Origin of the sequence: Streptomyces ossamyceticus (assembly GCF_001418475.1) — a bacterium.
GTDB classification, from domain to species: domain Bacteria; phylum Actinomycetota; class Actinomycetes; order Streptomycetales; family Streptomycetaceae; genus Streptomyces; species Streptomyces ossamyceticus.
This window is the reverse complement of the sequence record NZ_LIQX01000122.1, coordinates 12,547-38,061: the sequence shown is the minus strand read 5'-3', so window position 1 is coordinate 38,061 and position 25,515 is coordinate 12,547. Positions and strand designations below refer to the sequence as shown.

22 protein-coding genes are annotated in these 25,515 nt (G+C 71.6%); 18 read left to right on the top strand and 4 right to left on the bottom strand.

Annotated features, from left to right (window positions below; genetic code table 11):
• Positions 1-874, top strand: an 874-nt coding sequence (locus AOK15_RS11140; protein WP_055515419.1) for a GntR family transcriptional regulator, incomplete at its 5' end; no start/stop codon positions are given.
• Between the two features lie 17 nt (positions 875-891).
• Here the strand turns inward: AOK15_RS11140 and AOK15_RS11135 are convergent.
• Positions 892-2,094 (bottom strand): PucR family transcriptional regulator, encoded by a 1,203-nt coding sequence (locus tag AOK15_RS11135; protein ID WP_055515417.1) that lies wholly within the window; start codon positions 2,092-2,094, stop codon positions 892-894.
• A 128-nt stretch (positions 2,095-2,222) separates the two neighbouring features.
• Between AOK15_RS11135 and AOK15_RS11130 the strand changes: the two genes are divergently transcribed.
• The 4 genes from AOK15_RS11130 to AOK15_RS48285 all read left to right on the top strand — a co-directional run bounded on the left by AOK15_RS11130 (position 2,223) and on the right by AOK15_RS48285 (position 5,930).
• A complete protein-coding gene (locus AOK15_RS11130) occupies positions 2,223-3,149 on the top strand; it encodes a proline dehydrogenase family protein (protein ID WP_055515415.1) in 927 nt (308 codons plus the stop codon).
• 39 nt (positions 3,150-3,188) lie between these two features.
• Positions 3,189-4,820, top strand: coding sequence for an L-glutamate gamma-semialdehyde dehydrogenase (pruA, locus tag AOK15_RS11125; RefSeq protein ID WP_055515413.1), 1,632 nt, complete (start codon positions 3,189-3,191; stop codon positions 4,818-4,820).
• Positions 4,821-4,929: 109 nt separating this feature from the next.
• A complete protein-coding gene (locus tag AOK15_RS11120; RefSeq protein ID WP_055515411.1) occupies positions 4,930-5,472 on the top strand; it encodes a GNAT family N-acetyltransferase in 543 nt (180 codons plus the stop codon).
• A 326-nt stretch (positions 5,473-5,798) separates the two neighbouring features.
• Entirely contained in the window at positions 5,799-5,930 is a 132-nt protein-coding gene (locus tag AOK15_RS48285; RefSeq protein ID WP_005479955.1) for a hypothetical protein, read from the top strand.
• A 61-nt stretch (positions 5,931-5,991) separates the two neighbouring features.
• Here AOK15_RS48285 and AOK15_RS11115 read toward each other — a convergent pair whose 3' ends face one another.
• Positions 5,992-7,593, bottom strand: a complete 1,602-nt coding sequence (locus tag AOK15_RS11115) for a purple acid phosphatase family protein (RefSeq protein WP_055515409.1) — start codon at positions 7,591-7,593, stop codon at positions 5,992-5,994.
• 144 nt (positions 7,594-7,737) lie between these two features.
• Between AOK15_RS11115 and AOK15_RS11110 the strand changes: the two genes are divergently transcribed.
• From AOK15_RS11110 to AOK15_RS11070, 9 genes are all read left to right on the top strand, one after another.
• Positions 7,738-8,781, top strand: coding sequence for a 3-isopropylmalate dehydrogenase (locus AOK15_RS11110; protein WP_055515407.1), 1,044 nt, complete (start codon positions 7,738-7,740; stop codon positions 8,779-8,781).
• Between the two features lie 318 nt (positions 8,782-9,099).
• Positions 9,100-10,188, top strand: a complete 1,089-nt coding sequence (locus AOK15_RS11105; RefSeq protein ID WP_055515405.1) for a branched-chain amino acid aminotransferase — start codon at positions 9,100-9,102, stop codon at positions 10,186-10,188.
• 186 nt (positions 10,189-10,374) lie between these two features.
• The gene (ureA, locus tag AOK15_RS11100) at positions 10,375-11,055 is read left to right on the top strand and encodes an urease subunit gamma (RefSeq protein ID WP_055515403.1); all 681 of its coding nucleotides are present in this window, start codon (positions 10,375-10,377) and stop codon (positions 11,053-11,055) included.
• Positions 11,052-12,770 carry an urease subunit alpha gene (locus tag AOK15_RS11095; RefSeq protein ID WP_055515401.1) on the top strand — a complete coding sequence of 573 codons (1,719 nt, stop codon included), beginning with the start codon at positions 11,052-11,054 and terminating at the stop codon, positions 12,768-12,770. Before ureA ends, AOK15_RS11095 begins: the two co-directional genes overlap by 4 nt.
• Before the next feature lie 11 nt (positions 12,771-12,781).
• Positions 12,782-13,828, top strand: a complete 1,047-nt coding sequence (locus tag AOK15_RS11090) for an agmatine deiminase family protein (protein WP_055515399.1) — start codon at positions 12,782-12,784, stop codon at positions 13,826-13,828.
• Positions 13,829-13,838: 10 nt separating this feature from the next.
• A complete protein-coding gene (locus tag AOK15_RS11085; protein WP_240508383.1) occupies positions 13,839-14,357 on the top strand; it encodes a hypothetical protein in 519 nt (172 codons plus the stop codon).
• Positions 14,354-14,944 (top strand): TetR/AcrR family transcriptional regulator, encoded by a 591-nt coding sequence (locus AOK15_RS11080; protein WP_055515396.1) that lies wholly within the window; start codon positions 14,354-14,356, stop codon positions 14,942-14,944. The genes AOK15_RS11085 and AOK15_RS11080 overlap by 4 nt, the downstream gene beginning before the upstream one ends.
• A 328-nt stretch (positions 14,945-15,272) precedes the next feature.
• Positions 15,273-16,877, top strand: a complete 1,605-nt coding sequence (gene cimA, locus AOK15_RS11075; protein ID WP_055515425.1) for a citramalate synthase — start codon at positions 15,273-15,275, stop codon at positions 16,875-16,877.
• A gap of 243 nt (positions 16,878-17,120) precedes the next feature.
• Complete coding sequence (locus AOK15_RS11070) at positions 17,121-18,491, top strand: hypothetical protein (RefSeq protein WP_055515393.1); 1,371 nt, start codon at positions 17,121-17,123, stop codon at positions 18,489-18,491.
• Positions 18,492-18,592: 101 nt separating this feature from the next.
• Here the strand turns inward: AOK15_RS11070 and AOK15_RS11065 are convergent, their stop codons facing one another.
• Entirely contained in the window at positions 18,593-19,378 is a 786-nt protein-coding gene (locus AOK15_RS11065) for a S1 family peptidase (protein ID WP_055515391.1), read from the bottom strand.
• Positions 19,379-19,624: 246 nt separating this feature from the next.
• Here AOK15_RS11065 and AOK15_RS11060 point away from each other — a divergent pair, with 246 nt between their 5' ends.
• Positions 19,625-20,236: a YdeI/OmpD-associated family protein gene (locus tag AOK15_RS11060; protein WP_055515389.1), complete on the top strand. Its 612-nt coding sequence runs from the start codon at positions 19,625-19,627 to the stop codon at positions 20,234-20,236.
• Between the two features lie 102 nt (positions 20,237-20,338).
• Here AOK15_RS11060 and AOK15_RS11055 read toward each other — a convergent pair whose 3' ends face one another.
• Positions 20,339-20,959: a YceI family protein gene (locus tag AOK15_RS11055; protein ID WP_055515423.1), complete on the bottom strand. Its 621-nt coding sequence runs from the start codon at positions 20,957-20,959 to the stop codon at positions 20,339-20,341.
• A gap of 147 nt (positions 20,960-21,106) precedes the next feature.
• On the opposite strand from AOK15_RS11055, the gene AOK15_RS11050 reads away from it, so the two are divergent.
• The 3 genes from AOK15_RS11050 to AOK15_RS11040 all read left to right on the top strand — a co-directional run bounded on the left by AOK15_RS11050 (position 21,107) and on the right by AOK15_RS11040 (position 25,506).
• The gene (locus tag AOK15_RS11050) at positions 21,107-23,509 is read left to right on the top strand and encodes a polysaccharide lyase 8 family protein (protein ID WP_055515387.1); all 2,403 of its coding nucleotides are present in this window, start codon (positions 21,107-21,109) and stop codon (positions 23,507-23,509) included.
• 164 nt (positions 23,510-23,673) lie between these two features.
• A complete protein-coding gene (locus AOK15_RS11045) occupies positions 23,674-25,257 on the top strand; it encodes an acyl-CoA carboxylase subunit beta (RefSeq protein WP_055515385.1) in 1,584 nt (527 codons plus the stop codon).
• A 57-nt stretch (positions 25,258-25,314) separates the two neighbouring features.
• The gene (locus AOK15_RS11040; RefSeq protein WP_055515383.1) at positions 25,315-25,506 is read left to right on the top strand and encodes an acyl-CoA carboxylase epsilon subunit; all 192 of its coding nucleotides are present in this window, start codon (positions 25,315-25,317) and stop codon (positions 25,504-25,506) included.
• Positions 25,507-25,515 lie beyond the last annotated feature (9 nt).

Genomic DNA, 25,515 nt, shown 5'->3' with positions numbered 1-25,515 from the left:
GGGTGGCAACGGCGGGGGTGGCACCGGAGGGCGCGGATGGGCCGCGGCCGAGCTGCGACGGCGCATCACCGACGGCACCTATCCCTTCGGGTACCTGCTTCCACCGCAGCGTGCGCTGGCGGACGAGTTGGGAGTCTCGCGTCTCACCGTGCAGCGGGCGCTCCGGGGGATGCAGGAGGAGGGCTGGATCAGCTCGCGGCAGGGCAGCGGGTCCCGTGTCGTCAGGCAAGGTCCGACCGCGTCGGAGTCGGGCCCCGGGCGATACCGTCGCCCCTTCGCGCTGGGCCCGTACATCAGCGAGGCCTTCGAGCAGGACGACGTGAGCCTCGACGTCTTCACCCTGACGTCGGAGTCCCTGACCCCTCACATCCAGTTGCAGGCGGAGCGCATCCACGCCGGGCAGATCAGCCCCCGGAGCATCACCGTGAGGCTGATGGTGCCCGACATGTCCCTCGCGTTCCCCTACTGGCGCTCGGGGCACAGCGCGCAGGACGACGCCCTCAAGGAGCGGGCCGTGGGCAACGCACGACGCCAACACACCGTGCTGCACAACACGCTGAGCAATGTGTACACCTCGATGCTCGTCCCCTCCGTGCTGTTCACGTGCCACCCCGTCCCCCTGGTGCCACCCTTCAAGCTGTACCTGCTCAACGGGACGGCGGCCCTGCATGGCTTCTACGAAGTCATCGAGCGAGTCGTCGACCTCGACGGTGAGTGGGTCCAGACCCTCGACGTCCACGGTCTCGGCGCCACGCTCACGCACCACGTGAAGGACGACGACCCCCACTCACCGGGATCGGTGTTCGTGGACAACGCCCGCGACTGGTTCGAGTCCGTCTGGCATCGGCTCGCCGATCAGGAGGGGCACGGCTGACGTCGACCGCGAGTCCCTCAGAGCCGTGCCCCCTTCAGGGCCATGTGCAGCAGCAGGCGGTCCTCGCCGTCGTCCAGGTCCAGGCCCGTCAGTTGTTCGACGCGGGAGAGGCGGTAGTAGAGGGTCTGGCGGTGGATGCCCAGCTCCGCCGCCGTGCGGCCCGCCTGGCCCGCGCAGTCGAGGAACGTCTCGGCGGTGCGGGCCAGTTCGTGGTGGGCGGGGGACAGGAGCGCCCTGACGGCAGGGTCCTGCGGGATCTCCGGGGGCAAGGACGTCAGGAGCCGGTACGGGCCGATGGAACGCCACTCGGCGACCGGGCCCAGGCGGGGCTCCGCCAGCACCGCACGGGCCGCCGCCGACGCCTCCCGCCACGCGGTGCCCAGTTCGCCGAGGCCCGTACGGGCGCCCGCCACCCCGGCCGCCGCCCGCGCGCCCGCCCGCTCCAGCAGCCGGCCGGCCGCCGTGAGCGCGGGCGCCGGGACGCCCGCCGAGCGCAACCGCACCAGCAGGGCGAGGCTCTGCCCGGCCGCCCCCCAGGGCACCGTGCACAGCGCGGTCGCCCCCGGCACCGTACGGAAGGACGGGGCGTCGTCCGGGTCCGCCGACGGCCACGGGGCCACACAGACCACCGTGTGGACGCCGTCGCCGCGCGGGCCGAGGGCGGCGCGCAGTTCCGCCACCGCCATGTCCCGCTCCCAGCCGGGCCCGGCCGTGAGCACCGCCCGCAGCTCACGGGTGAGGTCGGCGCCCGCCTGCGCCTCGTCCGCGAGGAGCGCGCCGATGCGGGACGCGACCGCCATGGCGGCCGACAGTTGGGCGTCCGTGGGCCCCGGATCGCCGTCCAGCAGCCAGACGTAGCCGAGGACGACACCCCGGTGGCGCACGGGGAGGCAGACGCGGCCCCGCAGCACGCCCGCCTCGGGGGTCGGCGGGATGCGGACGGGGGCGGTCGCCCGGGTGATGCCGAAGCCCTCGAACCACTCCCGCACGGCCGCCGTCGAGCGGCGGGTCAGGATCGAGCGGGTCCGGACCGGGTCCAGCGCCGACGGGTCGAGGTCGCCCTCGCTGTCGTACGCGCCGAACGCGATCAGCTCGAAGTCACGGTTCTCCAGCGTCGCCGGGGCGCCGAGCAGCGCCGAGATCTCGTCGACGAGCTCCTGGTAGTCACCCACGTGGTGGAACGATGCGGCGTCCGGCGTCACGAGGGCATTCTCCCCCATCCCACGGCACCCTTCATACATCTGTCTGAGATCTGCGGCACGGATGCGTGACAGCTGTCGATGGTCGGCGAACGGGGGGATCCTTAGGTTTCACGGTGGTTCTATCTGCTGGTTTGTGGAGGTGCCCCGTGCTGGGTCCCGTGATTCTCGCCGCGTCGCGCAGCGACCGGATGCGACGCCTGATCTCGGCCGCGCCCGTGACCAAGCAGGTCGTCGACCGCTTCATCCCCGGGGAGGGCGTCGACGACATCGTCCCCGTCGTCGAGGTCCTCACCGCCGCGGGTCTCGAAGTGACGATGGACGTCGTCGGCGAGGACATCACCCGGCCCGAGCAGGCCGCCGCCGCCCGTGACGCCTACCTGGAGCTGATCGACCGGCTCGGGGCGCTGGAGCTGGGCGAGCGAGCCGAGATGTCGGTGAAGCTGTCTTTGTTCGGCCAAGCGCTGGAGGGCGGCCACGAGCTGGCCCTCGCCAACGTCCGCCCCGTCGTCGAGGCCGCCGCCGCGATCGGCACTACCGTCACCCTCGACGCGGAGGACCACACCACCCTCGACTCGATGTTCGCCATCCACGAGGAGCTGCGCCGGGACTTCCCGCAGACCGGCTGCGTCATCCAGGCCTACCTCTTCCGCACCGAGGCCGACGCCCGCCGGCTCGCCGCGAACGGCAGCCGGGTACGTCTGGTGAAGGGCGCCTACAAGGAGCCCGCCTCCGTCGCCCACCAGCAGAAGTCCGAGATCGACAAGGCGTATGTCCGCACCCTGAAGATCCTCATGGACGGCGAGGGGTACCCGATGATCGGGTCCCACGACCCCCGCCTCATCTCCATCGCCCAGGAACTCGCCCACCGCGCCGGACGCAAGCTCGACGAGTACGAGTTCCAGATGCTGTACGGCATCCGCACCGACGAGCACCACCGGCTCGCCGCCGAGGGTCACCGCATGCGGGTCTACACCGCCTACGGCACCGACTGGTACGGCTACTTCATGCGTCGCCTGGCGGAGAAGCCGGCCAACCTGCGCTTCTTCCTCCGCTCGATGATCAGCAAGGGCTGAGCCCGAAAACCGCCCGCTCAGTAAGGAGTTACGGAACCCATGGACGCTGTGACCCAGGTCCCCACCCCCGTCAACGAGCCGGTGCACGGCTACGCCCCCGGCTCACCCGAGCGGGCCCGGCTGGAGGCCAAGCTGAAGGAGCTGGCCGAGAACCCGATCGACCTGCCCTGCACCATCGGCGGCGAGCGGCGGATGGGCGGCGGCGACCGCTTCGACGTCGTGCAGCCGCACAACCACAAGGCCCGCCTCGGCACCTATGCCAACGCCACCCGGCAGGACGCCCAGGACGCCATCGACGCGGCCCTCGCCGCCGCACCGGCCTGGCGCGCGATGTCCTTCGACGACCGCGCCGCGATCATCCTGCGCGCCGCCGACCTGCTCGCCGGCCCCTGGCGCGAGACCATGGCCGCCTCCACCATGCTCGGCCAGTCCAAGACCGCCCAGCAGGCCGAGATCGACACCCCCTGCGAGCTGGTCGACTTCTGGCGCTTCAACGTCAAGTACGCCCGTGACCTGCTCGCCGAGCAGCCCCCGGCGAACTCCCCGGGCGTCTGGAACCGCCTCGACCACCGCCCGCTGGAGGGCTTCGTCTACGCGATCACCCCGTTCAACTTCACGGCGATCGCCGGCAACCTGCCGACCGCGCCCGCCCTCATGGGCAACGTGGTCGTGTGGAAGCCGAGCCCGACCCAGACGCACGCCGCCGTGCTGCTCATGCGGCTGCTGGAGGAGGCCGGGCTGCCGAAGGGCGTCATCAACCTCGTCACCGGGGACGGCATCGAGGTCTCGAAGGTCGCCCTGGTCCACCGCGACCTCGCCGGCATCCACTTCACCGGCTCCACCAGGACCTTCCAGTACCTGTGGAAGACGGTCGGCGCCAACATCGAGAAGTACCGCTCCTACCCGCGTCTGGTGGGCGAGACCGGCGGCAAGGACTTCGTCGTCGCCCACCCGAGCGCCGACCGCGCGGTGCTGAAGACGGCCCTCACCCGGGGCGCCTTCGAGTACCAGGGCCAGAAGTGCTCGGCGACCTCCCGCGCCTACATCCCGGCGTCCATCTGGAACGACGGCTTCAAGGAGGAGTTCGCCGCCGAGGTCGACTACCTCACCATGGGTGACGTCACCGACCTGTCGAACTTCATCGGCGCCGTCATCGACGAGCGCACCTTCGCCAAGGTCAAGGCCGCCATCGACGGCGCGAAGGCCGACCCGGCGTGCACGATCGTCGCGGGCGGCTCCTACGACGACTCCGTCGGCTGGTTCGTCCGCCCGACCGTCGTCGAGTGCGCCGACCCCGAGCACGACGTGTTCACCACCGAGTACTTCGGGCCGTTCCTCGCGGTGTACGTCTACGAGGACGAGAAGTACGAGGAGATGCTGACCCAGATGGAGTCGGTGTCCGACTACGCCCTCACGGGCGCGGTCATCGCCGGTGACCGCGCGGCCGCCGCGTACACGATGGACAAGCTCCGCTACGCCGCCGGCAACTTCTACATCAACGACAAGTCCACCGGCGCGGTCGTCGGCCAGCAGCCGTTCGGCGGCGGTCGCGCCTCCGGCACCAACGACAAGGCGGGCGCCCCGCAGAACCTGATGCGCTGGACCCTGACCCGCGCGATCAAGGAGACGCTGGTCCCGCCGACGGACTACGCGTACCCGCACATGGGCTGACCCCGCGATACCGACAGCGGGCCGGATCCTCCTCGATCCGGCCCGCTGTCGTGTCCCCGTGCCCCCGTGTTCCCGTCCCCGTGTTCCCGGCCGCCGCGACAATGGGGTGATGACCGCACCCGGACTCCGCACCGCGCACACCGCCGACCTCGCCCCCGCCGAACTCGGCGCCGTGCGCGGGCTGTTGTACGACGCCTTCGACGCCGACTTCTCGCCCGAGGACTGGGACCACACCCTGGGCGGCGTGCACGCGCTCGTCCACGACGAGCGGGGACTCGCCGGACACGGGGCGGTCGTCATGCGGCGGGTCCGGTACGGGGCGCGGTGGCTGCGCGTCGGCTACGTCGAGGGGGTCGCCGTACGCCGGGACGCGCGGCGGGCGGGGATCGGCGCCCGGATCATGGCCGCCCTGGAAGGCGTCGTCACCCGCGCCTACGACCTCGGCGCGCTCTCCGCGAGCGACGAGGGCGCCCATCTGTACACCGGGCGCGGCTGGCGGGTGTGGGCGGGACGGATCAGCGCGCTCGGCCCCGAAGGGGTGGTCCGGCTGCCCGAGGAGGAGGGCTCCGTGTACGTGTGGCCCGCGCCCGCCGCCGTGGACGATCCCGAGGCCGAGCTGGTCTTCGACTGGCGGGATGGCGACGTGCTCTGATCCGCGCCGTCCGGGGATCGGGGCGCAGGAAGAAAACGCAGGTCAGAGGGGTGTGACCCAATCCACCGTCTCAGATAGTAGGAAGTCCGACTAATTGTGGAGACAGATGCCCCGGCCTCGCTTAGCTTTGTAGGAGCCGAACGCCTCGCTCGACCCAGCGAATGGCGGTCGTGAACCGGCGGCCCTGGCAGGCAACCCCTGCGGCCCCGCTCCCCGGCCCGTCCGGGGGCACCTCCCACGCCCTTTAGCACGCCCTTTAGGCAGTGGGGGAGTCTCACAGCCCTCCGCTTCTGTACTCCGGAATGCCTCGAAGGAGTCGATTCCCCATGGCCGAGACGACTGTCCGCCGCCGAGTCCGCCACGTTTCCCGGACCACCGAGTCCGACCGCAAGAACGCCGCCGCCGCTCTCCAGCGCGCCCTCGACCGCAGGGACAACGGCGGCTCCACCGGGCACTGAGCCGCCCCACCAGCCGGGAGCCGCACCCGTTCGGGGTGCGGCACGGCCGTCGGGCATCGGCTCACGCGCCGCGCCGCACCTCGAAGTGGTCGATGCGCCTGCCGTCCTGGGCGAGCGCCGACACCTTGAGCCGGGGCCTCGGCCCCGTCTCCGCCTCCACCGACAGGAACGAGAAGCCGGTGTAGCGGACGCGGGACCACTGGACGAGCTCCGTCCTGCGGTCCTTGGACTTCGTCCACCGGAAGGACTCGATCGAGTCGAGGTCGCGGACCTTGCCCTCGTAGCTGTCCTGCACGCCCGCAGGGAAGGCGTACAGCTCCTTGCCGCCCCCGCCCGCCGTGACGTACACGATGCCGTCCCGTGTCGGGTCGGTCGACCCGCCGATCGGTACCGGCCTGCCGACCTCGCCGTTCTTGATGGCGTCGGTCCGCTCGTACGCGTGGTTGTGCCCGTTGATCACCAGGTCCACCTGGTGCTTGGCGAACAGCGGAACCCACTCGGCGCGCACACCCCCGTCGGACGCGTGGCGTGAGGTGGAGTACGCGCAGTGGTGGAAATAGACCACGACGAAGTCCACCGACTTGTCGGCCCGCAGCTCGCCGAGTCGCATGTCGAGCCACTTGGTCTGCCTGCCGTCCGTGTAACCCAGGTTGGCCGGGATCTCGTACGACACGTCGTTCGCGTCGAGCGCGACCACGCCGACGTTGCCGTAGACGAACGAGTACACGCCCGGCGCCCCGCGCGGGTCGAAGCCGCTGTCCGGGAGCGACCAGCGGGCCACCTGGCCGCCGTAGCCGTCCGGCGAGTACCAGGCCTCCATGTCGTGGTTGCCGGTCGTCACCATCCAGGGCACCGACTTCGCCACCAGCTCGTTCTGCTTGAGGAACAGGTCCCAGAAGCCGGGGTCGTAGGAGTCCGACTTCTCGCCGTGGCCGGTGGTGTCCGCGTAGCAGATGTCGCCCGCGTGGAGATGGAATGCGGGGGCCTCCCGCAGCAACACATGGTCGTTGGCGAGCGCGTCCTTGCTGACGCCCTGGTCGCCGAAGGCGGTGAACACGAACCGTTCCGGACGCGCGGGCGCCGTACGGAAGGCGGTGATCGTCCCGCGGTGGGCCGGCGCGGCCGGGTCGAAGCCCTCGTGGCCCACGCCGTAGTAGTACGTCGTGCCGGGCTTCAGGCCGTCCAGGGCCGCGTGCACGTAGTACTGCTCGAACGCCGGGCGCACGCCCTGGAGTTCCGGGGTGTACAGGTCGCGGATCTCGGCGTCGACGCGCCGGCTCAGGTCCTCGGGGCGCAGCCCCACCCGCACGAAGGGCTTCTTGACGGCCGCCGGCAGCTGCCAGGAGATCCGCATCTGCGTCTTCGGGTCGGCGCCGAAGGCGAGATGGCGGCCGAAGGGCACGACGGCCGAGCCGGGCACCTGCTCCGTGGCCGTGACCGAGGGCGAGGGGGACCGCCGCCCGGTCGCCGTACCGGACCCGGAGCAGCCGGTCAGCAGCCCGCCCGCCACCGCCCCGGCAGTCACCAGCGTGCGCCGCCGCGTCAGCTTGGCGCGCAGGTACTCGTACTGTTCCGGCATGCTGAGACGGCGGGCCAGCTGCTCGGGGATGCCGACGTCGGGGACGGGGAGTCCGGGGGGCGTCCCCCTGGATGGCGCAGTCATGAGGGGCAACTTCCCAGCAGATGCCAACTCCCGGCAAACACACGGGTGAACGCCGGTCAACGGCTCGGTGCCGACGTCACCCCGGTGCGTCCATATCGCGGACAGCCCGTGTCATCCCGTGGGACAAGGAGTACGGTGCCGCACATGTCTCGCAGCCTCAATCTCGCAGTGATCCCCGGTGACGGCATCGGTCAGGAAGTCGTGGCCCAGGGTCTCAAGGTCCTCTCCGCCGTCCTTCCGCAGGATGTGAAGCTGGAGACCAAGGAGTACGACTTCGGCGCCCAGCGCTACCACGCCACCGGTGAGACCCTCACCGAGGCCGACCTCGACGCGCTGAAGCAGCACGACGCGATCCTGCTGGGCGCGATCGGCGACCCGAGCGTCCCCTCCGGCGTCCTGGAGCGCGGCTTCCTGCTCAAGCTCCGCTTCGCCTTCGACCACCACGTGAACCTGCGTCCGTCGAAGCTGCTGCCGGGTGTCGCCACCCCGCTCGCCGGTCAGCCGGAGATCGACTTCGTCGTGGTCCGCGAGGGCACCGAGGGCCCGTACACCGGCAACGGCGGCACCATCCGCAAGGGCACCCCGCAGGAGGTCGCCACCGAGGTCTCCGTGAACACGGCCTTCGGTGTCGAGCGCGTCGTCCGCGACGCCTTCGCCCGCGCCCAGGCCCGCCCCCGCAAGAAGCTCACGCTGGTCCACAAGAACAACGTGCTGACCTTCGCGGGCCACCTGTGGACCAACATCTTCACCAAGGTGGCCGAGGAGTTCCCCGACGTCACCACCGACTACATCCACGTCGACGCCGCGACCATCTATCTGGTCACCGACCCCGGCCGCTTCGACGTGATCGTCACCGACAACCTCTTCGGCGACATCATCACCGACCTCGCCGCGGCCGTCTCCGGCGGCATCGGCGTCGCCGCCTCCGGGAACATCAACCCGTCCGGCGAGTTCCCGTCCATGTTCGAGCCCGTCCACGGCTCGGCCCCGGACATCGCCGGCCAGGGCAAGGCCGACCCGTCCGCCACGGTCCTGTCCGTCGCCCTGCTCCTGCGCCACCTCGGCTACGAGGCCGAGGCCGCGCGGATCGAGGAGGCCGTCTCCGCCGACCTCGCGGAGCGCGTCGGCAAGCCCGCCCGTTCGACGAACGAGATCGGCGACGCCCTCGCCGTACGAGTAGCCGGCTGACCCGCCGAGCACTCGAAACCTCCCTCGGACCCGGAGCCCCGCCGCCCCGGTCCACCGAGGGGGAGCCCTTCGAAAGCCGCCGGGTCGCATCGCACCCGGCGGCTTCCGCATGCTCCCGCCGGGTGTCACCATCATCCCCTGGGCCGCATCGCACCGTTTTCGTCCACGGTCATCCACGTTTCGTCCACGCCCCCCGCCGGGCGATAATCGAACGAGGTGCCGCGGAATGAGGGAATGCTCGGACGTCCTAACACTGGCCACTGGCAGTACGGGACGTGAGCGCGGCCCGTCACACACAACCGGTGAAGGACATCACTCATGACGACGCCCACGATCGAGCTGAAGCCGTCCGCCCATCCGCTCTCGGATGCCGAGCGCGAGGCGATCCTGGCCAACCCCGGCTTCGGCCGCCACTTCACCGACCACATGGTGACGATCAAGTGGACCGAGGGTCGTGGCTGGCACGACGGGCAGCTCGTGCCGTACGGCCCGCTCTCCCTCGATCCCGCGAACATGACCCTGCACTACGCGCAGGAGATCTTCGAGGGCCTCAAGGCGTACCGCCGGCCCGACGGCTCCGTGGCCACTTTCCGCCCGGAGATGAACGCCCTGCGCTTCCAGAAGTCCGCCCGGCGCCTCGCGATGCCAGAGCTGCCGGTGGAGACCTTCATCGAGGCGTGTGACCTGCTGGTCCAGCAGGACCAGGCATGGGTGCCCGCGCACGGCGGTGAGGAGTCCCTCTATCTGCGCCCCTTCATGATCGCCACCGAGGTCGGGCTGGGCGTGAAGCCGGCCAACGAGTACCTCTTCCTGGTCATCGCCTCCCCGGCCGGCGCCTACTTCCCCGGCGGCGTCAAGCCCGTCTCCATCTGGGTCTCCGAGGACCACGTCCGCGCCGTCCCCGGCGGTATGGGCGACGCCAAGACCGGCGGCAACTACGCCGCGTCCCTGCTGGCCCAGGCCGAGGCCGCCGCCGAGGGCTGCGCCCAGGTCTGCTACCTCGACGCGGTCGAGCGGAAGTGGGTCGAGGAACTCGGCGGCATGAACCTGTACTTCGTGTACGGCGACCGCATCGTCACCCCGTCCCTCACCGGCTCGATCCTGGAGGGCGTCACCCGTGACTCCCTGCTGACCGTCGCCGCCGACCTCGGTCACCCCGCCGAGGAGGGCCGTATCTCCATCGACCAGTGGCAGGCCGACGCCGAGAGCGGCGCCCTCACCGAGGTCTTCGCCTGCGGCACCGCCGCGGTCATCACGCCCGTCGGCACGGTCAAGCGCACCGGCGCCGCCTGGCAGCAGTCCGGCGGCGAGCCCGGCCCCGTCACCCTCAAGCTCCGTGAGGCCCTGCTGGACATCCAGCGCGGCACGGTCGAGGACAAGCACGGCTGGATGCACGTCCTGGCCTGACATCCCCACCGGCTCGGCCCAGGGGCCGCCGCGGACCACTCGTCCGCGGCGGCCCCTTCCGCGTGCCGGCCCTGCTTTTGAATGACGCTCAAATAGTCGCAGTGAGTCACGCTGCGGCCTTCCCTCCTGCCGTGTTCTGAGTTTAGAGTGACGCTCTAATCCTTCCGGCCCCAGGAGGTGCCGCCCATGCGACTCACCCCCACCGAGCGCGACCGCCTGCTGCTGTTCGGCGCCGCGGAACTGGCGCGGGCCCGGCGGGCGCGCGGCCTGCGGCTGAACGTGCCCGAGGCGACCGCCCTCGTCGCGGACGCCGTCTGCGAGGCCGCGCGGGACGGGGCGAGGCTCGACGAGGCGATCGCACGGGCGCGGTCGGTGCTCGGGCCGGACGACGTCCTGCCCGGCGTCGCGGATGTCGTCACGGAGGTGCAGGTCGAGGCCGTCTTCGACGACGGCTCCCGGCTCGCCGTGATCGAGAACCCGATCGGCGGCGGCCTCGGCGAGCGGGCGCCGGGCGCGCTGCTGCCCGGGCCCGCGCACCGGGACCCCGAGGCCGTCGTACGGCTGACGGTGACCAACACGGCCACCGTGCCCGTCTCCGTCACCTCCCACTTCCACTTCTTCGAGGCCAACCCGCGCCTGGACTTCGCGCGGGCCGAGGCGTACGGGATGCGGTTGGCCGTGCCCGCCGGGTCCTCGGTGCGGTTCGGGCCGGGGGAGAGCGTGGACGTGGGGTTGCTGCCCATAGGGGGCGAGCGGACCGCGATCGGCTTCGCGGGGCTGGTCGACGGGCCCCTCGACGCCCCCGGAGCGAAGGAAGAGGCCCTGCGCAGGGCCGCCGCCTGCGGATATCTGGGAGCCGCGCGATGAACCCCTCCACCGGCGCCCCGGCGAACCGCCCGGCGGCCACCCCGATCGACCCGTACGCGTACGCCGCCACCCACGGCCCCCGCGCCGGGGACCGGCTCCGGCTCGGCGACTCGGGCCTCGTGATCCGGGTCGAGTCCGACGCCCAGCGGTACGGCGACGAGTTCCTCGCCGGCTTCGGCAAGACCGCGCGGGACGGACTGCACCTCAAGGCGGCGGCCGTCCGCGAGACCTGCGACGTGGTCGTCAGCAACGTCGTGGTGATCGACGCGGTGCTGGGTATCCGGAAGGTGTCGATCGGCATCCGGGAAGGGCGCATCCACGCCGTCGGGCGGGCCGGGAACCCGGACACCCTCGACGGGGTCGACGTCGTGGTCGGCACGGGCACGTCCATCGTGTCCGGTGAGGGCCTCATCGCCACCGCGGGAGCCGTGGACACACATGTCCATCTGCTGTCGCCGCGGATCATGGAGGCCTCACTGGCCTCCGGGGTGACCACGATCATCGGGCAGGAGTTCGGCCCGGTGTGGGGCGTCGGGGTCAACTCGCCGTGGGCGCTGCGGCACGCGTTCGCCGCGTTCGACGCCTGGCCGGTCAACATCGGCTTCCTCGGCCGGGGTTCGTCGTCGCACGAGGCCCCGCTGGTCGAGGCCCTCGCCGAGGGCGGCGCCTGCGGTTTCAAGGTGCACGAGGACATGGGCGCCCACACCCGGGCGCTGGACACGGCGTTGCGGGTCGCCGAGGAGCACGACGTCCAGGTGGCCCTGCACAGCGACGGGTTGAACGAGTGCCTGTCGGTCGAGGACACCCTGCGCGTGCTGGAGGGCCGTACGATCCACGCCTTCCACATCGAGGGCTGCGGCGGCGGCCATGTGCCCAACGTGCTGAAGATGGCCGGGGTGCCGAACGTCATCGGCTCCTCCACCAACCCGACCCTGCCCTTCGGCCGGGACGCCGTCGCCGAGCACTTCGGGATGATCGTCTCCGCCCACGGCCTCAAGACGGACCTGCCCGGCGACGCAGCCCTGGCCCGTGAGCGCATCCGTGCCGGGACGATGGGCGCCGAGGACGTGCTGCACGACCTGGGCGCCATCGGCATCACCTCGTCCGACGCACAGGGCATGGGACGCGCGGGGGAGACCGTGCGCCGGACCTTCGCCATGGCCGGGAAGATGAAGGCCGAGTCGGGCGCCCCCGACGACCACGACAACGAGCGCGTCCTGCGCTACATCGCCAAGCTCACCGTCAATCCGGCCGTCGCGCACGGCCTCGCCCACGAGGTCGGCTCCCTGGAGGTCGGCAAGCTCGCCGACATCGTGCTCTGGCGCCCCGAGTACTTCGGCGCCAAACCCCAGCTGGTGCTCAAGTCCGGCTTCCCGGCCTACGGTGTCGTCGGCGATCCCAACGCGGCCACCGACGCCTGCGAACCCCTCGTGTTGGGACCGCAGTTCGGGGCGCACGGGGCGACGGCCGCCGACCTCTCCGTCGCGTTCGTGGCGCGCGCCGCGCTCGACGCGGGCGCCGACCGGCTGCCGACCCGCCGCCGCAGGGTCGCCGTGCGCGGCACCCGGGGCATCGGCCCCGCCGACCTGGTCCGCAACTCCCGTACCGGCTCGGTCGACGTGGACCCGCGCACCGGCCTGGTCACCCTCGACGGGGAGCCGCTCCGCTCCGAGCCGGCCGACTCCGTCTCCCTCAACCGGCTGTACTTCCTCTGAGAGGCCCTTCGATGTCCGCTGCCGCCGACGGCTTCCGCATGCCCGCCGAATGGACCCCGCACGAGCGCACCTGGATGGCGTGGCCCGGCCCCAACCCCACCTTCGACGGCCCCGACGACGTCGCCGCCGCCCGCGCCGCCTGGGCGTCCGTCGCCCACGCCGTCCGCCGCTTCGAACCGGTGACCGTGGTGTGCGGACCGGGACAGGCCGCCGAGGCCGCCTCCCTCCTCGGCCCCGGCATCGACACCGTCGAACGCGACCTGGACGACGCCTGGATGCGCGACATCGGCCCCACCTTCCTCACGGACGGCCGGGGCCGACTGGCCGCCGTCGACTGGCGGTTCAACGGCTGGGGCGCGCAGCCCTGGGCCCGCTGGGAGCACGACGCGAGGATCGCCGCTTCCGTTGCGGACCTCGCCGGGGCGCGGACGTACGCCTCGACGCTCGTCAACGAGGGTGGCGCGATCCACGTCGACGGCGAGGGCACCGTCCTGCTCACCGAGACCGTGCAGCTCGGGCCCGAACGCAACCCCGGCTGGACCCGCGACGAGGTCGAGGCGGAGATCCACGCCCAGCTCGGCACCCGCAAGGCGATCTGGCTGCCGCGCGGCCTCACCGGCGACTACCCGCCCGGCGGCTTCGGCACCCTCGGCCACGTCGACATCGTCGCCGCGTTCGCCCGCCCCGGCGTGGTCGTCGCCCACTCCCAGCCCGACCCGGCCCACCCCGACCACGAGATCACCGAGGAGATCATCGGATTGCTGCGGGCCCAGACCGATGCCCACGGGCGGCCCCTGGAGGTCGTCGAGGTCCTCGCCCCGACCGAGCTGGAGGCCGACGGCCGCTGGGCCGACCACTCCTACATCAACCACTACCTGTGCAACGGCGGAGTCGTCCTCTGCGCCTTCGACGACCCCCGCGACGAGGAGGCCGCCGCGATCTTCCGCCGGCTGTTCCCCGACCGCACGGTCACCCTCGTCGACGCCCGCACGATCTTCGCCGGCGGGGGCGGCATCCACTGCATCACCCAGCAGCAGCCCAGGGCCGGCGTCCGGTAGAAACGTAGGGATGACCACACCACCGAGCGCACCCGTGCGCGTCCTGCGCTGCGCCGCCTGCGACCGGCCCCTCACCGGGCCGCTGCGCCTGCTGCCCGAGGTGCCCGCATGCCCGCCGTACGACGGGCGGAAGAACGCCGACGGCTCGCGGGGCGCCCCGTCGACGATGCCGCTCGGGACGTACGCGGTGGATCCGCTGCCGTGCGGGGCACCGTACGTTCCGCACCCCGATCCCGAGTGGATGGACGTCGCCCATCCCGGCAACGCCGTGCAGTTGGACCCCGACGGGCCGGGATGCCTGATGTCCGCCGGGCCCCGCGGCACCCTGGTCGTGCACCCCGGGGACACCCGGCGGTACCTGTCCCCGGACCCGGCCGTCCGTGAGTCCGGATGCTGTGAGGTGGGGCGCGGGGGGCCCAACGAACTGTGCGGAGGGTGCGGCGCGGTGGTCGCGACGTTGTTCGCCGGCTGCGCCGGCCCCTACGAGACCCACTTCCTGCCCGACGCCGTCCGTGTGGCCGCCCCATGACCCGCCGCCGCAACACCGCCCCGCCCCGCGAGGAGGTCCTCGGCGCCGCCATGGCCATGATCGCCGAGCGGGGTCTGGAGAAGCTCACCATGGCCGCGCTCGGCCGCGAGGTCGGCATGAGCAGCGGCCATCTCCTCTACTACTTCCACTCCAAGGACGAGCTGCTGCTGCGGACCCTGGAGTGGAGCGAGGGCCGGCTCGGCGCCGAGCGCGCCCGGCTCCTCACCCGGACCGCCCCGGCCCGCGACCGCCTGGACGCGTACGTCGACCTGTACGTCCCCGACGGCCACCGCGACCCCCACTGGACGCTCTGGCTGGAGGTCTGGAACCGCTCGCAGAACGCCGACGACGAGGCCCGCGACCGTCAGGCCGCCATCGAGGGCGCCTGGCACCGCGACCTGGTGGCGCTGCTCGCCGAGGGCATGTCCCGCGGCGAGTTCCGGACCCTCGACCCCGACCGGTTCGCCACCCGGCTGCGCGCCCTGCTCGACGGCTTCTCCATCAACGTGGCCATCGGGCTGCGCGGGGCCGACCGCGACCGGATCCTGTCCCACGTACGGGAGTTCCTGGACGAATCCCTGGGGTGAGCCCGGCACATGCGCCCGCGCACAGCGCGCTGTTCGCATCCTGAGACGGACGGTGAGCACGGGGACGGTCTGTGCCAGACTGCCCCCGTGCTCTCGTTCGCCATGATTATTGGCAGCAGGCGCGCCGGTCCGCAGTGACCGCCACGTACGACCACGTACGGGCGGACACCGTCGTCCTCGACCCGCGCGCAGACCTCTCGCACCCGCGAGAGGTTTTTCGCTTTTCTGGCCCACCCCCAGCCGGGAACGCAGCGCGCGGGATGATGGGAGGACGGTGGAGCCGGTCATTCCGGTACAGACCGAGATCCGACATCAGGAGCCGAACACCATGACGGAAACCAGCGAGCTCGACGACTCGTTCCACGTCTTCGACACCACCCTTCGAGACGGCGCCCAGCGTGAGGGCATCAACCTCACCGTCGCCGACAAGCTGGCCATCGCTCGGCACCTGGACGACTTCGGAGTGGGCTTCATCGAGGGCGGCTGGCCGGGCGCCAACCCGAGGGACACCGAGTTCTTCGCCCGCGCCCTGAAGGAGATCGACTTCAAGCACGCCCAGCTCGTCGCCTTCGGCGCCACCCGCCGCGCCGGCGGCAGAGCGAGCGAGGACCCGCAGGTCAAGGCGCTCCTCGACTCCGGTGCCCCGGTGATCACCCTCGTCGCCAAGTCCCACGACCGCCATGTGGAGCTGGCGCTGCGCACCACCCTGGAGGAGAACCTGGAGATGGTCCGCGACACCGTCTCCCACCTCCGGGAGCAGGGCCGCCGGGTCTTCGTCGACTGCGAGCACTTCTTCGACGGGTACCGCGCCAACCCCGAGTACGCCAAGTCCGTCGTCCGCACGGCCGCCGAGGCCGGCGCCGACGTCGTCATCCTCTGCGACACCAACGGCGGGATGCTCCCCGCCCAGGTCCAGGCCGTCGTCTCCACCGTCCTCGCCGACACCGGCGCCCGGCTCGGCATCCACGCCCAGGACGACACCGGCTGCGCGGTCGCCAACACCCTGGCCGCCGTCGACGCGGGCGCCACCCACGTCCAGTGCACAGCCAACGGTTACGGCGAACGCGTCGGCAACTCCAACCTCTTCCCGGTCGTCGCGGCCCTGGAGCTGAAGTACGGCAAGAAGGTCCTCCCCGACGGCGCCCTGCGTGAGATGACCCGCATCTCCCACGCGATCGCCGAGGTCGTCAACCTGACGCCGTCCACGCATCAGCCGTACGTGGGTGTCTCCGCCTTCGCGCACAAGGCGGGCCTGCACGCCTCCGCCATCAAGGTCGACCCCGACCTGTACCAGCACATCGACCCCGAGCAGGTCGGCAACACGATGCGGATGCTGGTCTCCGACATGGCGGGTCGCGCCTCCATCGAGCTCAAGGGCAAGGAGCTGGGTGTCGACCTCGGCGGTGACCGGGAGCTGATCGGCCGGGTCGTCGAGCGGGTCAAGGAGCGCGAACTCAAGGGCTACACCTACGAGGCGGCGGACGCGTCCTTCGAGCTGCTGCTCCGCGAGGAGGTGGCCGGCAAGCCGCTGCGGTACTTCAGCACCGAGTCCTGGCGCGCGATCGTCGAGGACCGCCCCGACGGCAGCCACGCCAACGAGGCCACCGTGAAGCTGTGGGCCAAGAGCGAGCGCATCGTCGCCACCGCCGAGGGCAACGGCCCGGTCAACGCCCTCGACCGCGCCCTGCGCGTCGCCCTGGAGCGGATCTACCCCCAGCTCGCCAAGATGGAGCTGGTCGACTACAAGGTCCGCATCCTGGAGGGCAAGCACGGTACCAACTCCACGACCCGCGTGCTGATCTCCACCACCGACGGCGCCGGCGAGTGGTCCACGGTGGGCGTCGCCGAGAACGTCATCGCCGCCTCCTGGCAGGCCCTGGAGGACGCCTACACGTACGGCCTGCTCCGGGCCGGGGTCGAACCCGCGGAGTGACCACCCCGTAGGCCGAGGGGCCGCGCGCCGGAGGGACCGGGGCGCGGCCTCGTCCGTTCCGCGCGCAGGCGGGTGCCGGGGCGCAGCCTTCGTGTGTCCCGCGCGCAGGCAGGGCCGGGGCGCGGCCTGCGTCCGTCCCACGCCGACCGGGGCTCCGCACGGAGCCCGCGGCACCCACCGGGAATGCCGGTTCCGTATGGTCCGATCATCCGTTTTGCCGGTGGTCGAGGTAGCTTCGAAGGTATGAAGGGCGCACCGATCCGGGCTCTGACCCGTCTCCTGATCGTGCCGCTCGTCGCCGCCGCCCTGGCGGTGCTGGCGGTCGGTGCGCCGGGCGCCCGCGCGGCCACGGGCCTGTCGACGGTGGCCGCGGCCCTGCGCGAGAGCCCCGTCTACGTCGACCCGGCCGCCTCCGATCTGCTCGCCGCGTCGGACGCCGAAGCGCTCGCCGACAAGATCGTCGACGCGGACGAACCGGTCTTCGTGGCGGTCCTCCCGGCCGACTACCCCACCCAGGACCTCTTCCGGAACCTCCGCACGGAGACCGGCATCACCGGTCTGTACGCCATCCGCCTCGGCGACCGCTTCGACGCGAAGGCCGACGCGAGCGTCCTGAGCCCGCGGACCGTGTCCAACCTGGTCGCCGCCGCACAGGGCGCGGGTGACGCCAAGGCCCAGCTCAACGACTTCGTGGACGACGCCCTGCGCAGCAACCCGGGCGGCACGGCCCCGTCGAGCTGGAGCGGCGGCGGGGGCGACGAGGGCGTGGACGTCGGCGCCCTGGCGGCCGCCGGCGCGGTGGTGGCGGCGGGCGGTGTCGGCGCTTACGCGCTGGTCCGCCGGCGGCGCCGCCGGGAGGAGGCGGAGCGCCGCGCGGCCCTGGAGAAGCTGCGCGTGGTGGTCGACGAGGACATCACCGCCTTCGGCGAGGAACTCGACCGGCTGGACTTCCACCCCGCCGAGGCGGGCGCGGACGACGCGATGCGCGCCGACTACGAGCGGGCCCTCGATGCCTACGAGCAGGCGAAATCGCTGATGGCTGCGGCCACCCGCCCCGAGGACGTGCGCGGGGTCACCCAGGCCCTGGAGGACGGCCGCTTCTCCCTCGCCCTGCTGGCCGCCCGCCGGGAGGGCCGTCCGCTCCCCGAACGCCGTGCCCCCTGCTTCTTCGACCCCCGCCACGGCCCGTCGGTCGCCGACGTCCTGTGGACCCCTCCGCTGGGCGGCGCGTCCCGTGAGGTCCCGGTGTGCGCGGCGGACGAGGCCCGGCTGGCGGACGGCCGGGAGCCCATGGTCCGCGAGGTGGAGACGGTCTCCGGCGCCCGCCGCCCCTACTGGGAGGCGGGCCCCGCCTACGGCCCCTGGGCGGGCGGCTACTTCGGCGGCGGCATCCTCCCCGGCCTCCTCGTCGGCACGATGCTCGGCAGCATGATGGCCACCCCCTCCTACGCGGCCGTCTACGGCGCCGGCTACGGCGACTTCGGCGCGGGCGGCTACGGCGGCGGTGACGTCTCCGGCGGCGACTTCAACACGGACGACTTCTCCGGCGGCTTCGGCGGCGACTTCGGAGGGGGCGGCGACTTCGGCGGAGGGGACTTCGGCGGCGGCTTCTGAGTACGGACGAGTGACGAGTACGGGCACGGGCCCGGCGCGCTCAGCGCCGGGCCCGTGGGCGTCGTTCGTACGGAGTGGTGCCAGGGGTGCCGGGATGCCGGTCAGAGCGTGGCGGCGCCCGCCGCTATCTGGGAGGCGAAGGTCGAGACCTCGGAGTAGACACCCGGGGCGTTGGGCCGGGCGCAGCCGTCGCCCCAGCTGACGATGCCGACCTGGATCCAGGCGCCGGCGTTGTCGCGGCGGAACATCGGGCCGCCCGAGTCGCCCTGGCAGGTGTCGACGCCGCCCGAGGCGAAGCCGGCGCAGATCTCCTCGGCGGCGACGAGGCCGCTGTAGAGGCCGCCGTAGGCGCGGCAGGTCGCGTCACTGATGAAGGGGACCGTGGCCTTGAGCATGTAGCGCTGCTGGGCGCCGCCCTCGCGGGCCGCTCCCCAGCCGGCGACGGTGAAGTCACCGGTGTTGTACTGGGTGTTGGTGGCGATCTTCAGGGTCGGCAGGTTGATCGGCTGGGCGAGCTTGATGAGCGCCCAGTCCTTGCCGGTGCCGTTGTAGCCGGGGGCGCGGTACACCTTTGTGGAGCGGACCTGGACCCGCCCGCTGGTGCTCTGGAGGTCCACGACACCGGCGGTGGCGGTGATGCTGGTGTTGTTCCCGGTCGCGCCGACACAGTGCGCGGCGGTGAGGACGATCTGCTGTGTGTACAGCGCGCCGCCACAGCCCATCGACAACCGGACCATGAACGGGAACTCGCCCTGTGCCGCACGTGTGCCGCCGACGACCGGTGACGGGGCGGCCTGGGCCGCCGAGACCGGCTGGAGGCTGGCGATCGCGAGCGCGGCGGCGCCGACGGCGGCGCATCTCTTCAGGGCGGTGATGAGTCGCTTCAAGGTGATGCCTTCCGTGGGGGGTCGAGCATGCGGGGACTCGTGCAACCGAACCCAGACTTGACGAGAGCATGCCAAATCAGACAACGCCGGGGAGCGCCGCATGCTGGCATGCTCAAATCAATTTCTGTTGCTGGATTATGGGAACGCCGCAACCCCTCACACAAGAGGTCCGAACCAGCCACCTGGTTTCCCGTTGCGTCCGCCTGTAGGACAGGAACTGGCCTACAGCCCGTCTAGCTTGGCCTCATGGTCACTCACGACAGCTTCGAGGCCCCCGTGTCCGTCGAAGCCCAAGCGCGCGCGGACGCGCTGGCGTTCGAGGACGCCGACCGGCTCGACGCATGGCTGGGCGCGCATCCCGCGCCGCACCCCGGTCTGTGGGTGAAGGTCGCCAAGAAGGGGAGCGGGATCCCGTCCGTCGGCGCCGGAGAGGTCAATGACGTCGCCCTCTGCCACGGCTGGATCACCGGGCACCGGCGCCGGTTCGACGAGGCCCACTATCTGCAACGCATCACACCGCGCAGGCCGCGCAGTGACTGGTCGATGGTGAACGTGCGCAGGGTGGAGGAACTGACCGCCGAGGGCCGGATGCGACCCGGCGGCCTCGCGGAGGTCGACGCCGCGAAGGCGGACGGGCGCTGGGCGTCGGCGTACGCGTCCCAGAAGGAGGCGGCCGTACCGGAGGACCTGGAAGCGGCCCTCGCACACCGGCCTCGCGCCCGACAGACGTTCGACCGGCTCGGGAGGACCGACCGGTATCTCCTCGTGCTGGGCCTGCTCAAGGCCCGTACGCCCCATACGCGTGCCGCCCGACTGGGGGCGGCACTGGAGAGGCTGGAGGCGGGCCGACCGGAGTGAGGACCGGCCGGTGCCCGGTGGGTGACGGGCCGCTCCCCGGTGGGTGGCCGGCCGGTGCCCGGTGGGCGGCCGGCCGGTCCGCTCCGCTTCCCCCGGCCCGGGTCACTCGGCGTTGCGGATCGCCGAGATGTCGAAGCGCAGCTTGATCTTGTCGGAGACCAGCACGCCGCCCGTCTCCAGCGCGGCGTTCCAGGTGAGGCCCCACTCGGAGCGCAGGATCTCCGCCTTGCCCTCGAACCCGACGCGCTCGTTGCCGAAGGGGTCCTTGGCGGCGCCGTTGAACTCCAGGTCGATGGTGAGCGGCTTGGTGGTGCCGAGGATGGAGAGGTCACCGGTGATGCGGTAGTCGTCGCCCCCGAGCGCCTCCGCGGAGGTCGAGCGGAAGGTCATCGTCGGGAACTCGTCCGTCTTGAAGAAGTCCGCGCTCTTGAGGTGGCCGTCCCGATCGGCGTTGCCGGTGTCGATGCTGTCCATCGTGACGTCGAGGGCGGCGGTCGAGCGGGACGGGTCCGTGCCGTCGAGATGCAGGGAGCCCGAGAAGTCGAGGAAGCTGCCCTTGACGTTGGTGACCATGGCGTGCCGGGCGACGAAGCCGAGCGTGGTGTGGGACGCGTCGATCGTGTAGTCGCCGGTCAGCGCGGCCAGCTCGGGGTTCACCGGGGAGGCGGTCGCCACGGCCGTCTCGGAGGCGGTGGTGTCGTTCTTGCGGCCGAAGATGCTCATGACGTACTCCTTGGAGGTGATGTCGTTCAATGTTCAACTAACTGAACACGGCCCACCGTAGTCCTATTCCGTTCAACTTTCAATCTTGTCGAGAGGGTGATCGTCGGGTTACACAGCGTTGATCTCCGGTCGAGGAGGTGATACGGCATGCGCATGACCCCCACGCGTCGTACGTTCCTGCTCGCCGCGACCCTGGCGGCGACCCCCACCCCCACTCTCGCGCATGCCGCACTCTCCTCGGCGGACGAGCGCGTGCCGGAGGAGTTGGACCCCGACGAGCGCGAGCCGGACGAGTTCGAGGCGCTCCGCCACCGCTGGCTCACCATCGCCCTCGGCACGGGCTACGACCCCACCGCCGAGCCCTACGCCGCCCGCCTCCGGGAAACCGGCGAGCTGGCCCGGGGCTTCCGGGCGACCATGGCGCCCGCTCCCCGCTCCCTGTGGCCCGACCGCCCCTTCGATCCGCCCGCCGGCATCACCCAGAGCTATGCGCGGCTGTGGACGATGACCCAGGCGTACGTCCAGCCGGGCACCGGCGCGACCGGCGACGCCACCCTCCTCGCGGACGTCACCCGCGGCCTCGACCACCTCTCCGAGACCGTCTACAACCCCTCGACCACCCGCTACGGCAACTGGTGGGAGTGGCAGATCGGCAGCCCCCGCCTCCTGACGGACATCGTCGCGGCCCTGCATGACGAGCTGACTCCCGCCCGGCGCGACGCCGCCTGCGCTGCGGTCGACCACTTCGTCCCCGACGCGATGCTGCGCGAGTACACCGGCACCTCCACCGGCGCCAACCGGGTCGACCTCTGCCGCGGTGTCGCCCTGCGCGGCATCCTCGGCCGGGCCCCCGAGAAGATCGCCCTCGCCCGCGACGCCCTCTCACCGGTCTTCCCGTACGTCACCCAGGGGGACGGGCTCTACGCCGACGGCTCCTTCGTGCAGCACACCTGGGTCGCCTACTCGGGGACGTACGGGCAGGTGATGCTCGACGGGCTGGGGCGGCTGTTCGCCCTGCTGGCCGGGTCCTCCTGGCAGGTCACCGACCCGGGCCGGCAGATCGTCCTCGACAGTGTCGAGCGGGCGTACGCCCCCCTCCTCCACGACGGCCTGGTCATGGACACCGTCAACGGCCGGGCCATCAGCCGCGGACACCTCAAGAGCGACGACCGGCACGTCCTGCGGGGCGATCACTTCCACGGGCAGGCGCTCATCGCGGCGATCGCCCTCCTCGCGCTGGGCGCCGGCGCGGCCGAGCGCGAACGATGGCACGCACGGGTCAAGGGGTGGATCGAACGCGACACGGTGACCCCGATCCTCACCGCCCCCCAGTTCGGCGTCGCCGACCTGGCCCGGCTCCACGCCGTCGCGGCGTCCCCGGCACCGCCCGCCCCCGACCCCGTCGGGCACCACCTGTTCGCCGCCATGGACCGCGCAGTCCACCGCCGCCCCGGCTTCGTGGCCGCCCTCTCCCTGGCCTCCGGCCGCATCGCCCACTACGAGTGCGGCAACGGCGAGAACCCGCGCGGCTGGCACACCGGAGCCGGGATGACCCTGTGGTGGCCCAGAGGGCACGGCGTCCGGTCCGATCAGTACACCGACTGGTTCTGGCCCACCGTCGACTGGTACCGGCTCCCCGGCACGACCGTCTCGACCAAGCGCCTCGCCGACAGGGAGGGCGGCGAATGGGGAGCGCCGAAGCCCGCCGCGCGGTGGGTCGGCGGGACCACGGACGGCACGTACGCGGCGATCGGCCAGCACCTGAAAGGGCTGGGCTCCACCCTCCAGGCCCACAAGTCGTGGTTCTGCGTCGACGACTGCGTCATCTGCCTCGGCGCGGGGATCAGCTGCGCCGACGGCGTCCCGGTCGAGACCGTCGTCGACAACCGCAACCTGGGCCATCCCGATGACAGCGCCAGCGGCCACCACCCCTTCGTGCAAGGCCCGGACTGGGCCCACCTGGCGGGCCACGGTGGCTGGGTCCTGCCCGGCCGCACACGGGCGGACCTGCGCACCCTCCGCGAGGACCGCACCGGCGCCTGGTCCGACATCAACACCGGCGGCACCACCGAACGCCGCACCCGGCGCTGGCAGACCCTGTGGCTGGACCACGGCACCGACCCCACCGACGCGGCCTACGTCTACGTCCTCATGCCCGGGGCCTCCCGTCGCGCCGTCGCCGCCCGTGCCGCCGACCGGCGGTGGTTGTCGGTCCTCGCCAACGACAGCGCGCGCCAGGCGGTCCATGTCGCCCCGCTCGGCGTGACGGCGGCGAACTTCTGGACGGCCGGCCGGGCAGCCGGACCGCTCACCGCCTCGGCCGGCGCGAGCGTCCTCGTCCGCCGCCGGGGCCGCACCGCTACCCTCTGCGTGAGCGAACCGCCGCGCACCGGAGAGCCGGTCGAGATCACCTGGAACGGCCCCGTCCGCTCGGTGGCCCGGACCGACCCCTCCGTCGAGGTGCTGGAGACGACAGAGCGCCGAGTACGGCTCCGCGTGACCCCCGGCACCGCCTGCGCCACCCACACCTGTGACGTGACTCTCGCCTGAGGCGACCACCCGACTTTGTGAGACCCCGACAAGCCACGCACCCCCTGAGCAGTCGGGTCGGCTGCATGCCGGAACAGTTCTGTTCAGGGGTACCAGGAAAACGCGCCGGAGACTGTACGGAGTCAACGGCCCGGTTTTCTTGTTCGACTTCGTAAGGTCGCTACATGACCGTTTTGGATGAGGCGCTGGGTGAGCCGACGGACGCGCGTGGGCGAGTGGCCGAACTGCACGAGATCCGTGCGCAGGCGATCGCCGGCCCGAGCGAGAAGGCGACCGAGGCGCAGCACGCCAAGGGCAAGCTGACCTCCCGGGAGCGCATCGAGCTGCTGCTCGACCCGGGCTCCTTCAACGAGGTCGAGCAGCTGCGTCGGCACCGCGCCTCGGGCTTCGGTCTGGAGGCCAAGAAGCCGTACACCGACGGTGTCGTCACCGGCTGGGGCACGGTGGAGGGCCGCACGGTCTTCGTCTACGCCCATGACTTCCGTATCTTCGGCGGCGCGCTGGGCGAGGCCCACGCCACCAAGATCCACAAGATCATGGACATGGCCATCGCGGCCGGTGCCCCGCTCGTCTCCCTCAACGACGGCGCAGGCGCCCGTATCCAGGAGGGCGTCTCCGCCCTCGCCGGCTACGGCGGCATCTTCCAGCGCAACACCAGGGCGTCCGGTGTCATCCCGCAGATCAGCGTGATGCTCGGCCCCTGCGCGGGCGGCGCGGCGTACAGCCCCGCCCTGACCGACTTCGTGTTCATGGTCCGCGAGACCTCGCAGATGTTCATCACCGGCCCGGACGTCGTCAAGGCCGTCACCGGTGAGGAGATCACCCAGAACGGCCTCGGCGGCGCGGACGTGCACGCCGAGACCAGCGGTGTCGCGCACTTCGCGTACGACGACGAGGAGACGTGCATCGCCGAGGTGCGCTACCTCCTGGCGATGCTCCCGCAGAACAACCGGGAGAACCCCCCGCGCGCGGAGGCCTCCGACCCGGTGGACCGCCGCAGCGACGTCCTCCTCGACCTGGTCCCCGCGGACGGCAACCGGCCCTACGACATGACCAAGGTCATCGAGGAGATCGTCGACGACGGCGACTACCTGGAGGTCCACGAGCGCTGGGCCCGCAACATCATCTGCGCCCTCGGCCGCCTCGACGGCCAGGTGGTCGGCATCGTCGCCAACCAGCCGCAGACCCTCGCGGGTGTCCTCGACATCGAGGCCAGCGAGAAGGCCGCGCGCTTCGTGCAGATGTGCGACGCCTTCAACATCCCGATCGTCACTCTTCTGGACGTCCCCGGCTTCCTGCCTGGTGTAGACCAGGAGCACGGTGGAATCATCCGCCACGGCGCGAAGCTCCTGTACGCCTACTGCAACGCGACCGTGCCGAGGATCTCCCTGATCCTTCGGAAGGCCTACGGAGGTGCGTACATCGTCATGGACAGCCAGTCCATCGGTGCCGACCTCACCTACGCGTGGCCCACCAACGAGATCGCGGTGATGGGCGCCGAGGGTGCCGCCAACGTCATCTTCCGTCGGCAGATCGCCGACGCCGAGGACCCCGAGGCGATGCGCGTGCGCATGGTCAAGGAGTACAAGGCCGAGCTGATGCACCCGTACTACGCGGCCGAGCGCGGCCTCGTGGACGACGTCATCGACCCCGCGGACACCCGCTCCGTGCTCATCCGCTCCCTGGCGATGCTCCACACGAAGCACGCCGACCTGCCCTCCCGCAAGCACGGCAACCCGCCGCAGTAATCCGCCGGTTCCTTCGCCGTACCCCTGCGGAAACCTCATCCACGGAGACTGACTTCCATGAAGCTTCCTGATATTCGCGTCGAGAAGGGCCACGCCGAACCCGAGGAAGTGGCCGCGATCACCGCGCTGCTCCTCGCCCGCGCGGCCGCCCGGCCCGCCGAGACCCCGATCCACCACGGCCGCGCCCGCGCCGGCTGGCGCCGCCTGGAGCGCGAGCCCGGCTTCCGCGCCCCGCACAGCTGGCGGTGACCTCGCGGC